At 63.1% G+C, this 14,081-nt stretch carries 15 protein-coding genes; 4 read left to right on the forward strand and 11 right to left on the reverse strand.

Features of this window, described 5'->3' with window-relative positions:
• Both QOC89_RS05405 and QOC89_RS05410 read left to right on the forward strand, forming a co-directional pair.
• Nucleotides 1-737 (forward strand): MFS transporter (locus tag QOC89_RS05405; protein WP_323044087.1); only part of this gene is annotated, 737 nt, incomplete at its 5' end.
• Between the two features lie 201 nt (nt 738-938).
• Nucleotides 939-1,118: a hypothetical protein gene (locus QOC89_RS05410; protein WP_323044088.1), complete on the forward strand. Its 180-nt coding sequence runs from the start codon at nt 939-941 to the stop codon at nt 1,116-1,118.
• Nucleotides 1,119-1,159: 41 nt separating this feature from the next.
• Here QOC89_RS05410 and QOC89_RS05415 read toward each other — a convergent pair whose 3' ends face one another.
• The 3 genes from QOC89_RS05415 to waaC all read right to left on the reverse strand — a co-directional run bounded on the left by QOC89_RS05415 (nt 1,160) and on the right by waaC (nt 3,026).
• Nucleotides 1,160-1,294 (reverse strand): hypothetical protein, encoded by a 135-nt coding sequence (locus QOC89_RS05415; RefSeq protein ID WP_256390474.1) that lies wholly within the window; start codon nt 1,292-1,294, stop codon nt 1,160-1,162.
• Between the two features lie 383 nt (nt 1,295-1,677).
• The gene (locus QOC89_RS05420) at nt 1,678-1,878 is read right to left on the reverse strand and encodes a hypothetical protein (RefSeq protein ID WP_323044089.1); all 201 of its coding nucleotides are present in this window, start codon (nt 1,876-1,878) and stop codon (nt 1,678-1,680) included.
• Between the two features lie 143 nt (nt 1,879-2,021).
• Nucleotides 2,022-3,026 carry a lipopolysaccharide heptosyltransferase I gene (gene waaC, locus QOC89_RS05425; RefSeq protein ID WP_323044090.1) on the reverse strand — a complete coding sequence of 335 codons (1,005 nt, stop codon included), beginning with the start codon at nt 3,024-3,026 and terminating at the stop codon, nt 2,022-2,024.
• Between the two features lie 210 nt (nt 3,027-3,236).
• Between waaC and QOC89_RS05430 the strand changes: the two genes are divergently transcribed.
• Nucleotides 3,237-4,652: a chloride channel protein gene (locus QOC89_RS05430; protein WP_323044091.1), complete on the forward strand. Its 1,416-nt coding sequence runs from the start codon at nt 3,237-3,239 to the stop codon at nt 4,650-4,652.
• Nucleotides 4,653-4,834: 182 nt separating this feature from the next.
• Here the strand turns inward: QOC89_RS05430 and minE are convergent, their stop codons facing one another.
• The 5 genes from minE to map form a co-directional block, all read right to left on the reverse strand.
• Complete coding sequence (gene minE / locus QOC89_RS05435) at nt 4,835-5,098, reverse strand: cell division topological specificity factor MinE (protein WP_054035076.1); 264 nt, start codon at nt 5,096-5,098, stop codon at nt 4,835-4,837.
• 14 nt (nt 5,099-5,112) lie between these two features.
• Complete coding sequence (minD, locus tag QOC89_RS05440; protein WP_054035077.1) at nt 5,113-5,928, reverse strand: septum site-determining protein MinD; 816 nt, start codon at nt 5,926-5,928, stop codon at nt 5,113-5,115.
• 104 nt (nt 5,929-6,032) lie between these two features.
• Entirely contained in the window at nt 6,033-6,896 is an 864-nt protein-coding gene (gene minC, locus QOC89_RS05445; RefSeq protein ID WP_323044092.1) for a septum site-determining protein MinC, read from the reverse strand.
• 220 nt (nt 6,897-7,116) lie between these two features.
• Nucleotides 7,117-7,650, reverse strand: a complete 534-nt coding sequence (locus QOC89_RS05450; protein ID WP_323044093.1) for a GNAT family N-acetyltransferase — start codon at nt 7,648-7,650, stop codon at nt 7,117-7,119.
• Between the two features lie 184 nt (nt 7,651-7,834).
• Entirely contained in the window at nt 7,835-8,620 is a 786-nt protein-coding gene (map, locus tag QOC89_RS05455; RefSeq protein ID WP_323044094.1) for a type I methionyl aminopeptidase, read from the reverse strand.
• A 389-nt stretch (nt 8,621-9,009) separates the two neighbouring features.
• Between map and QOC89_RS05460 the strand changes: the two genes are divergently transcribed.
• Nucleotides 9,010-9,996 carry a ferritin-like domain-containing protein gene (locus QOC89_RS05460; RefSeq protein WP_323044095.1) on the forward strand — a complete coding sequence of 329 codons (987 nt, stop codon included), beginning with the start codon at nt 9,010-9,012 and terminating at the stop codon, nt 9,994-9,996.
• A 135-nt stretch (nt 9,997-10,131) separates the two neighbouring features.
• On the opposite strand, the gene QOC89_RS05465 is transcribed toward QOC89_RS05460, so the two are convergent.
• From QOC89_RS05465 to QOC89_RS05475, 3 genes are read right to left on the reverse strand one after another with little or no spacing between them, the layout of a single operon-like run.
• Nucleotides 10,132-11,439 (reverse strand): cyclopropane-fatty-acyl-phospholipid synthase family protein, encoded by a 1,308-nt coding sequence (locus QOC89_RS05465; RefSeq protein WP_323044096.1) that lies wholly within the window; start codon nt 11,437-11,439, stop codon nt 10,132-10,134.
• Nucleotides 11,440-11,451: 12 nt separating this feature from the next.
• The gene (locus QOC89_RS05470) at nt 11,452-12,327 is read right to left on the reverse strand and encodes a DUF1365 domain-containing protein (protein ID WP_323044097.1); all 876 of its coding nucleotides are present in this window, start codon (nt 12,325-12,327) and stop codon (nt 11,452-11,454) included.
• Nucleotides 12,324-13,625 (reverse strand): NAD(P)/FAD-dependent oxidoreductase, encoded by a 1,302-nt coding sequence (locus tag QOC89_RS05475; protein ID WP_323044098.1) that lies wholly within the window; start codon nt 13,623-13,625, stop codon nt 12,324-12,326. The genes QOC89_RS05470 and QOC89_RS05475 overlap by 4 nt, the downstream gene beginning before the upstream one ends.
• Between the last annotated feature and the right edge of the window lie 456 nt (nt 13,626-14,081).

Raw genomic sequence — 14,081 nt, forward strand, 5'->3', positions numbered from 1 at the left:
AATTCCGCAGCTGGGGCTGGCGCGTGCCGTTCCTGGTGAGTGCCGTGCTGGTCGCGCTCGGCTTGTATGTGCGCTTGAAAATCGCCGAGACGCCGGCGTTCCAGGCGGCGATCGACCGTCAGGAACGCGTGAAGGTGCCGATCGCCACGCTGCTGTCGCAACACTGGCTGCCGACTTTGCTCGGCGCGCTCGCGATGGTGGTCTGCTACACGCTGTTCTACAACGCCACGACGTTTTCGCTGTCGTACGGCGTCTCCGTGCTGCATATTCCGCGGCCGACGTTCCTCGGCCTGCTGTGCATCGCCGTGGTGTTCATGGCGCTCGCCACGCCGCTGTCGGCCTGGGCGAGTGACCGTTATGGCCGCAAGCCGGTGCTGATCGTCGGCATCATCGCGGCGATCCTGTCGGGCTTCACGATGGCGCCGTTGCTCGGCAGCGGACAGACGCCCCAGGTGCTGCTGTTCCTCGTGATCGAACTGTTCCTGATGGGCGTGACCTTCGCTCCGATGGGCGCGCTGCTGCCGGAACTGTTTCCGACCAACGTGCGCTATACCGGTGCAGGCGTGTCGTACAACCTCGGCGGGATTCTCGGTGCGTCTGTCGCGCCGTATATCGCGCAGGTGCTGGCCGCGCACGGCGGGTTGCCGTGGGTGGGCGCGTATGTGTCGATCGCCGCGGCCGTCAGCATGATCGGCGTGCTGTGCATGCGCGAAACGCGCGATGCACGCTTGATGTAAGCGGACGCGCTGCCTTGATGGTCTGATTGCTTCTTTACCCCGATGCCGCCAGGCGCGCCTTGACGCGCGCTGCGGCCGCATCGGCGGTCATTGCGCCTACCTCCCGTTTTGCGCACTTTGCTGGTAAATCCCCTGCCTTGCGCGTCTTTTTGACTTGCCTATACTCGAAATCAATAACCCTATGGCGAGCAGGGAGGCCCGATGAACCTTCATCTTCACAACGCGGACGTCGTGATGATCATCGCACTGGCGTTGCTGTGTTCGGTGCTGCTGGCCTTGCGTTTTCGTCCCGCGACGTGGAAGGGCATTGTCGTGGAAGCGCTGGCCGCCAACGCGGCGGCCATCACCACGGTCATCGCTTTCGAAATGCTGCTCGCCTGAGCGGCCGGACACGGGGCGCCCGGATGGGCGCCACAAGTCCATTACCGGTAGTAGTAGCCACCGTGATGGTAGTAACCGCCGCCGTAGTAGTAGCCCGGCGCCGGTGCGACGATGCAACCTCCGAGCGCCGTTGCGAGCAGCGTGCCTGCGATCAGGGTGAGGATGAGGCGTTTCATGTTGTTCTCCGTCGAGTCAAAATCATTCGAGCCGAATTCCCGAATGATTCGATTGAACACGACCCCGCCCCGCACGAACGTTGCTAGTTGTAAGAGCAGATCACCGGTGTGTTACACGTCGCGCAGCCCGATAGCGGCTTCGCCCAAAGGGGATGACAAGAGATTCACTTCAGACGAAAACACCGCCTATACTGCTTGGAACATGTGCGCTCCGCGCAAGCCCAGTCCGTGGCGGATGCGCGGACCGGCGCGACGATTGCGAGTACGGCGTTGGCGGTTCATGCGCGATAAATGAGTCGGCCGTTGTGGACAAAAGAACACGTGTAGCCAATTAGGTACTCAACGAAAAGCGACAGATTTAACAGGTGTGTAATGCACGACGCCTATCTGGACCGAACGCAGAGAACGACGCTGAGCGCGACGGGCGATCGGCTGCGCGACGTCAATGAACGGCACACAAATCCGCCGATACGCGCGGCAACCTCGATGAAGAGATCATTGAACTCGACCGCCAGCGTGCGGTCTCTTGAGAACCAGGCGCGTCGCTCTATGCGACCGCCCGGTGCTTGAGTCAGTTTGTTCATTGCAGCGATTCCTTTCCGCCCGTAGTTCCCCGACACGGGCGTTTTTAGAGGCGTTCCGTGGCAGCGCTTGTTGGATTGAGCGCTGCGCGTCCCGCCTCTTTTCTTTTGGCAAACGATTGCGCGAAAGCGCGACGAAGCTGCGTTCAGGCGGCGGCCGATCCGTGCTGCATGGCGGCGGCGTTTGGCGCCGTATTCACGTAGGCGATGGCTTCGAGCGCCTCGTCGATCGACGGCACGGATTGACCGTCGCCGATCGAGATCGAGCGGAACGGCGCCTCGATGCCGCAATGCGACGGCGAGGTCGCCACAAAAATCATCACCGTGCGCTTCTGCAATGCATGCGCCAGATGAACGAAGCCGGTATCGGTGCCGACCACCAGCGCGCACGCGTCGATCATCTGCGCGATTTCAGTGACGCTCAGCTTGGGCAGCACGGTCGAGCCCGGCACTTCAGACGCAATCTGCTCCGCCTCGGCTCGCTCGCCTTCCGAGCCCCACGGCAACACCACGCGAAAACCGCGCTCCGCCAACTCGCGACCGACCGTGACCCAATGAGGCACCGGCCACTTCTTGTCGTCTTTGGAGGTGGCGTGAAACAGCGCCGCGACCGGCGCGCTGTCTGCCTCGAACGGAGGAGCAGCCGGATCGGGCAGGCGCAGATTGTAGACAGCCGGCCCTTCGACTTGATAACCCAGTGCCTCGCCGGCACTGATGCGCATGCCATGCCATGCATTGCACTGCGGACGCGGACCGAAACGCCCGGTGTAGGCAAATGCCGCGCCCCGCTCTCCCAGATCCTGGGACTGGTAGCCAATACGCTTCGACGAACGCGCCAGAAACGCAATGATCGCGCTCTTGTAGACGCCGTGAATGTCGATGATGAAGTCGTAGCGATAGGCGCGCAATTCGGCGATCGACGCCGCGATCGACTTGAAATCGCCCCAATGGCGCGCTTTCTTGAAGCGGCGCAGCGGTGCGGATAGCACGCGATCCACGCTCTCGCTCCAATGCACCACTTCGGCGAATGCTTCGTCGGCTGCCCAGTCGACTTCCACGCCGGGAAAGGCGCGCTTGATGTCGGCGACGACCGGCAGTGCCTGTACGATATCGCCGAGCGAAGTGACCTTGACGATAAGGACTCGCTTCATTGAGGACCTGTTAGTTGTTCAAACGTCAAACTATTTTAGCCGACGATTGAAAGAATCTTTGCCCAAGGCGGCAATGCGCGAAGGCGCTCATCAATACAGAGCGTTACATTGCACGTCTTACGCCAGCCCTTTTACAGCATTTCAAATTACTTTCATACCGTTGAACCGATCCGGCGCACCTTATACTTCACCCTTTGCACTCGCATCCTCATGTCCTCCGCGCCTCTCTTTCTCTCCTCCAGCATCGTGCGCCGCGCGAGACGCCTGTGGCGCCAATACGGCGTGTTCTGGCTCGGCGCGATCGCGGTCGGCCTGGTGGCGGTGCTCTATGCAAAGCTGATCGACTGGGGTTACGGCGAATTCCGCACAATGCAGCAGCGGCACGTGTGGGCACCGTTGATCGTCACGCCCGCGGTTGCGGCGCTCGCAGTCTGGCTCACGCGCACCTTCTTCCGCGGCGCCGAAGGCAGCGGCATTCCGCAAGTCATCGCCACGCTGCACGCCAAGCCCGGCGAATACGGCGCGCGGCTGCTGTCGTTCCGGATTCTGTTCGGCAAGATCGCGGTGTCGTTTCTGGCGATTCTCGGCGGCTTCACGATCGGCCGCGAAGGACCGACCGTGCAGGTCGGCGCGGCGCTGATGTTCAATCTGCGGCGGCTGTATCCGCGTTCGAACGCGCAAATCGAACGGCAACTGGTGCTCGCGGGCGCGGCAGCGGGTTTGTCCGCGGCGTTCAATACGCCGTTGGCGGGGATCGTGTTCGCGATCGAGGAACTCACGCGCAGCTTCGAGGCTCGCGCGAGTGGCGTGCTGATTACGGCGATCATCATCGCCGGTGTGATCGCGCTCGGGGTGAACGGCAACTACACCTATTTCGGCACCATTCAGATCGGCGCGCATTTCCCCGATCTGCTGGCGGTGGCCGTCGTGCTCACGGCTATCGTCACCGGTATTGCGGGCGGCGTGTTCGGCTGGTTGCTGCTGAACACCGCGCGCTGGATTCCGGCGCCGCTGCGCGAGTTGCACGGCGAGCGGCCGGTCGCGTTCGCCGCGCTGTGCGGTTTCGTGATCGCGGTGGTCGGCCTCGTCTCCGGCGGCACGACTTTCGGCAGCGGCTATGCGGAAGCACGCGGACTGCTCGACGGACACGAGCACCTCTCCGTGTTCTATCCGTTTCTGAAAATGATTTCGATGGTCAGCTCGTATCTGCCCGGCATTCCGGGCGGCATCTTCGCACCGTCGCTGTCGATCGGCGCGGGCTTCGGCAATCTGCTGCACATGCTGTTCAGTTCGATGCAGTTGCCCATGCTGATCGCCCTCGCGATGGTCGGCTATCTGGCCGCCGTCACGCAGTCGCCGATTACGTCGTTCGTGATCGTGATGGAGATGATCGACGGCCACGCGCTGGTGATTTCGCTGATGGCCACCGCGTTGATTGCGAGCCGGGTGTCGCGGTTCTTCGCGCCGCCGTTGTATGAGTCGCTGGCGCAGCGCTATATGGCGCCGCTGCCGGATCCGGCGCCCGCGCCGGTGCCGGAAGTCCCCGAAGTCGAAGCGGCCGGGTCCCCCGTGGTCGATCAGATCGACGGCGATGCTGCCGCTGAAGAAGGCGCGCCGCGTCAGTAGACGACACCGCGAGCGCGCAGCAGAGAGAAAGGCACAATCAGACAGACAGCGCGTGGAACTCGCATCCGCGCGTCGATTTGAACAGCAGAAAGAACCCGGTGGAGAACGCCGCTGCCGCGCTCTACCTCGTCACATCACATCGACGTATCGAAGCAGAACGCGGAAGCAAAACACGCGGCACGTCATGCAGAACCAACCTGCGGTATTTCGATCTTGACCTCGAGCACTTCGAGGTCGTCCTGACGCTCGAGGCTCACGCGTATATCGTCGTCGGAAATTTTCACGTACTTCGAAATCACGGCCACCAGTTCGCGTTGCAACGCAGGCAGGTAATCGGCTGGCGCATGGCCGCCGGCGCGCTCGTGCGCGATGATCAACTGCAGGCGTTCCTTCGCTACCGACGCGGACTTCTTCTTCTCGCCCAGCAAAAACGAAAGAATCGACATTACGTGCGCTCCCCTTACTTGGTGCCGAAGAGGCGCTGCAGCAGGCCTGGCTTCTGGTAATCGGTAAAGCGAAGCGATTTCTGCTCGCCGAGGAATCGCGACACGACATCTTTATAAGCTTCAGCGACATCCGTACCGTCCAGGTGCACCGCCGGCAGACCCTGGTTCGACGCATGCAACACCGCTTCCGATTCCGGAATCACACCGATCAGATCGATGCGCAAGATTTCCTGGATGTCGGTGAGCGACAGCATTTCGCCTTCGCTCACGCGCTTCGGGTTGTAGCGGGTGATCAGCAGGTGTTCCTTGATCGGCTCCTTGCTTTCGATCGCGCGCTTGGTCTTCGACGACAGAATGCCGAGAATGCGGTCCGAGTCGCGCACCGACGAGACTTCCGGGTTCGTCACGATCAGCGCTTCATCGGCGAAGTGCATGGCGAGCAGCGCGCCCGATTCGATACCCGCCGGCGAATCGCAAACGATGTATTCGAAGTCCATCGCAATCAGGTCGTTGATGATCTTCTCGACGCCTTCCAGCGTCAGCGCGTCTTTGTCACGGGTTTGCGACGCCGGCAGGATGAACAGGTTCTCGCACTTCTTGTCCTTGATCAGCGCCTGGTTCAGATTGGCTTCGCCCTGGATCACGTTGATCAGGTCATACACCACACGGCGCTCGCAGCCCATGATGAGGTCGAGGTTACGCAGCCCGACGTCGAAGTCGATCACGGCGGTTTTGCTGCCCCGCAATGCGAGGGCCGATGCAAAACTCGCGCTCGTGGTCGTCTTGCCCACGCCACCCTTGCCCGAAGTCACCACAATGATTTTTGCCATTACCCTTACCTTGTGTTCGTCAAATTCGTCAATTATGTGCGGCTCTATTTGCCGTGGAACGCCGCTTGCCGTGTACGTTCAGAGCAGCGCGCGCATCACGTCGATCACGTGAGCCGCAGTGGTTCAATCATCAGTTTTTCTTCGTCGAGCCAGATCTGCACCGGCTTGCCGAGCACGTCGGCCGGCAGCGGGGTCTCAGTCGTACGGTAGATGCCCGCGATCGAGATCAGTTCCGGTTCGAGACACGTGCAAAAAATGCGCGCGTCGTGATTGCCCTGCACGCCGGCCAACGCCCGGCCGCGCAGCGGCGCGTAAATGTGGATGTTGCCTTCCGCGATCACTTCCGCGCCGTAGCTCACCAGACCGAGCACGACCAGATCGCCCTTTGCGTAGATGCGCTGGCCCGAGCGCAACGGCTTGTCGACCACCATGGTTTGCGACGACGTGGCAAGACGCGCGGGCTCGGCGGCAGGTGCCGGGTCGACCGCGACCGCGCTGGCCGGTGTGCTGTTTCCCGGCAGGCCGCCGACGGGCGTGACGGCAGCGGCGGCGAACAGATCGGCCGGCGGCGTGGCCGTCGCGGCGGTGGTTGCCGGTGCCGCGGCAGCCGAAGTGGCTCCGTCTTCTTCGGCGGACTTCGCGGTGGCGCCGCGGCGGTCGCGCGCTTCGAGCAGCGGCAACGCGGATTCGGCGGCCCACGCCTGCTGCGCGTTGGCGACGATGCCGACCGGGCGCATGCGCACGCTGTCGAGCAGTTGCGCGATCGCGGCGAGCGGCACGCGTTCGTTCTCGGCGAGCCGGCGCACGTCGATCGCGACGACGTCGTTAGCGAAAAATTCGGGGGTCGCCTCGAAGCGCCGGGTCAGTTCTGCACGCATCGCGTCGAGGTCGGTTGTCTTGACCACAAACAGGAGGGTGTCGACAGAGCCGCTGCGGAGTTCGAAAAAGGGCGATTTCTTGGGCGACATAGCGTTCGGCAAAAAATTTTGCGTATTTTACAGGCGTCCAGGCGGGCGGCGAGCTTTTTTGCCGAGAGAACGCGCCGCGACGGCCTGAATACCCATGACGTGGCCACGCCCCGGCCATTCAGGCCGCGCTCAGGCTGCTCACCTGGACGGTGAGTGGACCATGAACGCTGTAGCGACGCGGATGGGATGTGAGCGGCAAGCTGACGCGCCGCTCGCGGGATCACTGCTGAAATACCTGCGACGTGGTCGGCACGTGGCGCACCAGCAGGCTTTCGGCCTGCTCGGGCGCGCGCGTGACGCGCCGATGCTCGCCGGTGGGACCGAAGCCGAGCGCCTCGTAAAAGCGCATCGCATTGCGATTGGCGTCGGCCACCCACGCGTAGATTTCCATGGCGCCTTCGCCGGCGAGCCAGGCGCTGGCGGTGTCGACCAGCAACTCGCCGCCTCGCAGATGACGCACGGCCGGCGCCACCCACAACTCGCAGACGAACGCGCGGCGCGCCGCGGAGTCGTCGAAATACGCTTCGACGAGGCCGGCCGGATGGCCTTCGGTGTAAAGGATGAAGGTGGTGGCGATAAACGAAACAGCGTGTTCGGCGGCGGTAGCGTCGAACGTGGCGGCATCCGCCGACAACGCGTCCTCTAGCGTTTCGCCGAAGGCATAGGGCGCCTCCCGCAGCGACGCAGTACGGAGTTCGCGAAAAACGGCGCCCTGATCAGCGGCGATACGGCGAACGGTCAATGACGGACTCATGCAGACGAAAACCCCTTGAAACCCTAAGGCGTAGCTTTAACCGAACCGGCGCGCGAGTCAAATCCTTATTTACTGAACCGGACCATCGCGCAGGCCCAATGACCTGGAGCCGCGCACCCATCGCGCGGCATTTCGCGCCCACCGTCTTGCAAAAGCGGTTCGTGAGGCGCGCTGGCTACTGTGTTCAAGGCGCTTCGTAATCGCCGGTGCCGTCCGGCCAGGGCGTGAGCAGCTCGTAACCCGCCTCGGTCACGACCACCATGTGCTCCCATTGCGCCGACAGCGAACGGTCCTTGGTGACCACCGTCCAGCCGTCACGCTGCACCGCGGTGCTGGCGCGGCCCGCGTTGATCATCGGCTCGATCGTGAAGACCATGCCCGGCTTCAGGCGCACGCCCTGCCCCGGCTGACCGTAGTGCAAGACCTGCGGGTCTTCGTGATACACCTTGCCGATGCCGTGCCCGCAGTAGTCGCGCACGATCGAAAAGCCGTCGCGCTGCGCGACTTTCTGGATCGCGTAGCCGACGTCGCCCAGCGTGGCGCCCGGCTTGACCTCGCGGATGCCCGCCAGCATCGCTTCATAGGTCGTGTCGATCAGCTGGCGCGCAACCGTGCTCGGCTGACCGACGCAATACATGCGGCTGGTGTCGCCAAAGTAGCCATCTTTGATGATCGCGACGTCGATATTGATGATGTCGCCGTCTTTCAGGATCTCGCCGCGGTTGGGAATGCCGTGGCATACCACCTGGTTGACGGACGTGCAGACGGTTTTCGGAAATCCCAGATAGCCAACGTTTGCGGGAATCGACTTTTGCGTATTGACAATGTAGTCGTTGCACAGGGCGTCGAGTTCTTCAGTGGAGACGCCGGCCTTGACGTGCTCGCCGATCATTGCAAGTACGTCGGCCGCGAGGCGGCCGGAAATACGTAGCTTGGCGATGTCGTCGGGAGTCTTGTAGGTAATGGCCATGAATTCGGTCGAGGTAAATCGGTGTTGACGATCGGCCAATTGTACAGAGGATCGACGGACGGGCTGCGCGAGCCGGGTCGAAGCGGTTCGATGGATGCGGTGCGCGCGGCGCCGTGCCGCGTTCGCGGTCGTGCGGCCGGGGGCCGTTCAATCGCATGCTGCGAGCGCACACGGAAATCTTTTGGGCGCTTTGCATCTGGCCGCGCACTCGCTCCGTAAAGACGATTGAGGACTCACTTCTTCTGCCTGCATCGTTTAGTTCTTCTCAGAAGGACGGGGCCTCTTTGCGTCCGCGATTTTGCGTTTGTGCAGCGTGTGAACATCCGTCGTCCACGCCTCTGCAGCGCGAGTCCGCGGCATTGGCAACGAACCATCTGAGGAGCATCGCCATGTCGGAGTCCAGCAATCAATCGGCTCAATCAGCAGAGCTTATCCAGGCACTTGACCGCCGGGTCGAACGGCGCCTGCAACGCAGACAGTTTTTCCGCAACGCCGGCGGCCTGGGTCTAGGGCTGGTCGGCGGTACGCTGATCAGTGCGTGCGGCGGCGGTTCCGGGTCGAACGTATCGGCCGCCAGCGCACCGACCGACGCGGAGATCCTGAACTTCGCGCTGAATCTGGAATACCTCGAATCGCAGTTCTATACGTACGCGACGACGGGTGCGGGGCTGCCCGCGAGCATGACCGCGGGCGTCGGCACGATGGGCATGGTGATCCCGGGGCAGCAAGTGCCGTTCCAGGATCCCGTGGTCCAGGCCTACGCGAACGAGATCGCCAACGACGAACGCGAGCACGTCAGCTTTCTGCGCTCGGCCCTGGGAAGCGCCGCCGTGGCCATGCCTTCGATCGACATCGGCGGCACCAATCCGAACGGGGCCTTCTCGAATGCGGCGCGGGCGGCGGGACTGGTCGGCGCCGGCGTCGCCTTCAATCCGTACGCGAACGACAACAACTTTCTGCTCGGCGCCTTCATCTTCGAAGACGTCGGCGTGACGGCCTATAAAGGCGCTTCGCCTCTCATCACCAACAAGACCTTCCTCGAAGCGGCGGCCGGCATTCTCGCGGCCGAGGCGTATCACGCGGGTCTGGTACGCACGGTGCTGTTTGCGAAAGGCGTCGACACGGCAAGTATCTACACGGCCGCCAACGCGATCTCGGCCGCACGCGACAGCCTCGACAACAATGGCCACGACGATCAGGGCATCACCGGCGCAACGGCCGGTTCGTCGAACATCGTGCCGCTGGACAGCAACGGACTCGCGTTCAGCCGCGGCTATGGCAACGTGCTCAACATCGTGTATCTGACGAGTTCCGTGGCGACCAAAGGCGGCTTCTTCCCGAACGGTGTGAACGGCACGCTCAACATGAGCGCCTGAAACACGCAAGCTGCTGTGCCAGTTGCACCGGCAACGGGTCGCCGCGATGACGATCGCGCTCACCCGTCCCGGTCTTCATCCGCCTTGCCTTGAACGCCTCGTTCCTGGCGGCGTGAAGCAGCCGCCGGCATCCGGTCAACGAGTTTCATGTCGAAGACGCTCCGGCATACGCAAGTTCTCCGTACGCGTCACGCGCGCCCTCACTGCGTCATCCCAAGCAAGTGCCTGCGGTGAGTCCGCCGGGGCGAGCACGAACTGCATCACATCCGTGCGCCCTTCGTCGAAGCCGGCTTCGCAATACGCCAGATACAGCCGCCACGTCCGCACGAAAATCTCATCGAAGCCTTGCGCGCGGATCGTCTCGAGCTGAGCTTCGAACTCACTGCGCCAGCGGCGCAGCGTCTCGGCGTAGTCGCGCCCGAATGCCAACGACGTGTGCGCCGCGAGCTTGCCGCGCCGGGCCGCTTCGACGAAACGCCGCGGACTCGGCAACATGCCGCCCGGAAAAATGAACTCGCGGATGAAGTCGCTAGTGGCACGATAGGCCGCGAAGTGCGAGTCGTCGATCGTGATGGTTTGCACGAGCGCGCGTGCGCCCGGCCGTAAGCGTTCGCGCAGAATGCGGAAGTACGTCGGCCAGAATTTTTCGCCGACGGCCTCGAACATTTCGATCGATACGACTCCGTCGTACTGGCCGGTCAGCGTACGGTAGTCGCGCAATTCGAGGTGCACGCGTTCATTCAAGCCCGCTTCGTTCACACGCTTTGCGGCGAATTCGAGCTGCGCCGGTGAGATTGTTATGCCGTGCACGTGAATGCCCTGGCGTGCCGCATGCATCGCAAAGCCGCCCCACCCGCAGCCGATTTCCAGAATGCGCATGCCTGCGCGCAAACCGAGCGTATCGATGATGCGTTGATACTTCGCATGCTGCGCGTCTTCGAGCGATTGATAGAAATTGCCGTCGAACACGGCGCTTGAATATGTGAACGTCGAGTCCAGCCACTGCGCGTAAAACGCGTTGCCGATGTCGTAGTGCGCGTGAATATTGCGCCGGCTGCCCGAGCGCGTATTAGGCCTCAGTTTATGACGCAGCCCGTACCAGAGTTGCGCGAGCCAGCCGCCGTAAACGGTGCGTTGCAGCGCGCGTTCGTTGCGGATGGCGACGCGCAGCAAGGCGGCCAGATCCGGCGTGTCGACCCAGAACGAGCGCCACGCGTCGGCGAAACCGATGTCGCCTTTGCGCAGAATCGCCCCACAGGCACGCCAGTCGCGCAACTCCAGACGCGCGCCGGGCGCCGCGTGCGGATCGCCGAACACGCGCGGCTGAGCGTCGGGCGTGATCAGCACCAGATGTCCCACCTGAATCCGTTCGAGCAGAGAGAGAAACAGACGGCCCGACGCGGGGACGGTTCGGTGCCCGCTCAGGGTTCTTGAAAGCGCCATGACGGAATCTCCTCAATCGGACGAAATGGTGCGCGCAGCGGTGGACGATCGGCCGGCTGCGGCGTGGTCGGTGGATGCGTCGGTGGCGACCTCGGCAGTGCGCCCCGGCGCAGGATTTTTGCCGTGAAACGGCGCTCTTTTGATGGCGAGGCGCAACGCTTGCCAATGAATTCTTACGACGACACCGACGGTCAGGAGCGGCTGACGGATCAGCGCGGCGAGTGCTGTTGAACGTGTTAAAGGCTTTAGACGGCCACCGAGTGCCGTGCGAATCAGAAGCCCGTCGGCGTCGCGGTAGTCGATCGAGACGGACGCACGGTTCGGCGTCTCTCTTACGCGAAATTCGTAACTCCCCTCGACACGGCAAAACGGCGACACGTGCAGCACTTTGCGGCAGTTGAGCGTGGTCTCGGCTGTAATCGGCGCGTTGCCCGTGGCGCTCAGCAGATAGCTGTGGCGATCGCCGAACGTATTGCGCACCTCCGCCAGCAGCGCACGCAGATGCCCGTCGCGGTCGTGGCAAAACCAGAAACTGACCGGATTGAACGCGTAGCCGAACACGCGCGGAAACGCCTGCAGCCAGATCCTGCCGTTCGCCACTTCCAGGCCCGCCGCGGACAGTTGCACGCGCATCCACATGGCAAGATCGCTGCCGTCACGCGGACCGTGATCGCGCTGATAAAGGCTCAGCAAACGCCACCGGTCGATGCCGAACCAGCCACTCTCGAACGACGCCAGGCGATCCAGATCGCAGCGCACGTAGAACACCGGATACGTGAAGCGATGATGCTTCGGCCGCAGACGCTCGTGCATCACCTGGCCCGTCAAAAGCCACGCGGGCGGATCGACGTCGACGTCAACGTCAACGTCAACGCGAGCGGGATTCATAGCGTGGCCCATGCCGGCGAAGCGTCGAAATCGGCGGCCACGCGCAGTGCCGATTTCAGTCCGTCCTCGTGAAAACCATAGCCCGTCCACGCGCCCGCGAACCAGGTGCGGCGCTTGCCTTGCAGCGACGGCAGACGGTGCTGCGCATCGATAGCGGCCAGATCGAACAGCGGATGATCGTAGACGAAGCGGCGCAGTTCGGTCCCTGGCGCGGGGGGCGTCACCGGATTGAGCGTGACGACAAGCGGCGTTCTGAACGGCAGCGGTTGGAGCTGATTGACCAGATAGCTGACACACACCGGATGCGTGCCGTCGACGCCGCGGCGCCCCAGATAATTCCACGCCGACCACACGCGCTGACGACGCGGCAGCAGATTCGTATCCGTATGCAGCACGGCGACGTTCGGCTGGTAGCGCACCGCACCCAGCACGCTGCGCTCGTCCTCGCCGGCGTCTTCGAGCAGCCGCAGCGTGGTCGGCGCGTGGGTGGCGAGCACGAGCGCGTCGAAACGCTCCGCGCCGTTGTCCGTGAAGACGTCCACACCGCCGGCATCGCGCCGCACGCCTCTAACCGCGGTGGCGACGCGGACGTCGTCGAGCGTGCCGACGATACGGCGCACATACTCGCGCCCTCCTCCGGCCACCGTCCTCCACTGCGGACGGCGGTTCACCTGAAGCAGCGCATGGTTCAGGCAAAAGCGCAGGAAAGTGGTGGCTGGAAAGGCGAGGATGTCGGCGGTCGCGCTCGACCAGATCGCGGCGGCCATCGGCAGCAGATAGTGGCGCTGGAACGCGCCGCCGTAGCCGCCGGTCGTCAGCAGTTCGCCCATCGACGCGCGCGTTTGCGTCGCGATTTCGAGGTTCCGCTGCGCGCTGCTGTTGAAACGCATGATGTCGCGCAGCATGCCGATGAAGGTCGGCGAGAACATATTGCGGCGCTGCGCGAATACCGTGTTCAGGTTGGCGCCGGCCCATTCCAGGCGGCCTTCGTCGAGCGAGACTGAAAAGGTCATGTCGCTCGGATGCGACTCGACGCCCAGTTCGTCGAACAGCGCGATCAGGTTCGGATAGGTACGGTCGTTGAAAACGAGGAAACCGGTGTCGACGGGATGGGTGTGGCCGTCGAGCATCACGTCTACCGTGTTGGTGTGACCGCCCATGTAGCCGGCCGATTCGAACAAGGTGACCTGGTGGTTGCGCGCCAGCAGATAGGCGCTGGCTAAACCCGAGATACCGGCGCCGATGACCGCGACCCGCGAGCCGCGCGGTAGTGGAGAGGTCGGTGCGGGGTGGGCCATGGGCGCGTCTCCTGGTCAAGGGACGCGCTTGGGTTGAGGGGTTGTGGCGGGGGTTGCGTGTCCTTGAGGGATTTACGCAACGGGGGTGGAAATGGATGCAAAGGTGGCGGATTTTGCGGGCGGGAAGAAGTTACCGATTCAGTTGCCGTGCGATGCCCTTACGCTATTTCCGGCGCAGCACGAGTAGCTCAACTGCTCATCCCAGTCGGATCCACGCCCCTCGGGGGTGAGGTCGAACAGGTTCCAGAGGGGCTCGAGCGTACCGGTGTGGCGACAGTCTTGTCCGGGATCGGCCGGTGCGAACAGGAGCTCAGTGCCAGGCGCAGACGCCGCCAGCCACGCTCGTGGGCAAAGGCAAGAATGCGCGGCAGAGGAGCCTTCGCGACGATCACGAGATTGAGACGTGGGACGACGTGCTCCGCGGCGCCCTCGAACTGGTCAAGCAGCGCTGTGCAC

Source organism: Paraburkholderia sp., from assembly GCF_034668105.1.
In the GTDB taxonomy this organism is placed as follows: Bacteria; Pseudomonadota; Gammaproteobacteria; order Burkholderiales; family Burkholderiaceae; genus Paraburkholderia.

Excerpts from the sequence above, each read along its gene's own strand:
- minD (WP_054035077.1), bottom strand. The coding sequence starts at position 5,928 with ATGGCAAAAATCATTGTGGTGACTTCGGGCAAGGGTGGCGTGGGCAAG.
- minE (WP_054035076.1), bottom strand. The coding sequence starts at position 5,098 with ATGTCGATTCTTTCGTTTTTGCTGGGCGAGAAGAAGAAGTCCGCGTCG.
- QOC89_RS05475 (WP_323044098.1), bottom strand. The coding sequence starts at position 13,625 with ATGGCCCACCCCGCACCGACCTCTCCACTACCGCGCGGCTCGCGGGTC.
- QOC89_RS05450 (WP_323044093.1), bottom strand. The coding sequence starts at position 7,650 with ATGAGTCCGTCATTGACCGTTCGCCGTATCGCCGCTGATCAGGGCGCC.
- QOC89_RS05420 (WP_323044089.1), bottom strand. The coding sequence starts at position 1,878 with ATGAACAAACTGACTCAAGCACCGGGCGGTCGCATAGAGCGACGCGCC.
- QOC89_RS05470 (WP_323044097.1), bottom strand. The coding sequence starts at position 12,327 with ATGAATCCCGCTCGCGTTGACGTTGACGTTGACGTCGACGTCGATCCG.
- minC (WP_323044092.1), bottom strand. The coding sequence starts at position 6,896 with ATGTCGCCCAAGAAATCGCCCTTTTTCGAACTCCGCAGCGGCTCTGTC.
- map (WP_323044094.1), bottom strand. The coding sequence starts at position 8,620 with ATGGCCATTACCTACAAGACTCCCGACGACATCGCCAAGCTACGTATT.
- QOC89_RS05465 (WP_323044096.1), bottom strand. The coding sequence starts at position 11,439 with ATGGCGCTTTCAAGAACCCTGAGCGGGCACCGAACCGTCCCCGCGTCG.
- QOC89_RS05410 (WP_323044088.1), top strand. The coding sequence starts at position 939 with ATGAACCTTCATCTTCACAACGCGGACGTCGTGATGATCATCGCACTG.
- QOC89_RS05430 (WP_323044091.1), top strand. The coding sequence starts at position 3,237 with ATGTCCTCCGCGCCTCTCTTTCTCTCCTCCAGCATCGTGCGCCGCGCG.
- QOC89_RS05460 (WP_323044095.1), top strand. The coding sequence starts at position 9,010 with ATGTCGGAGTCCAGCAATCAATCGGCTCAATCAGCAGAGCTTATCCAG.
- QOC89_RS05415 (WP_256390474.1), bottom strand. The coding sequence starts at position 1,294 with ATGAAACGCCTCATCCTCACCCTGATCGCAGGCACGCTGCTCGCAACG.
- waaC (WP_323044090.1), bottom strand. The coding sequence starts at position 3,026 with ATGAAGCGAGTCCTTATCGTCAAGGTCACTTCGCTCGGCGATATCGTA.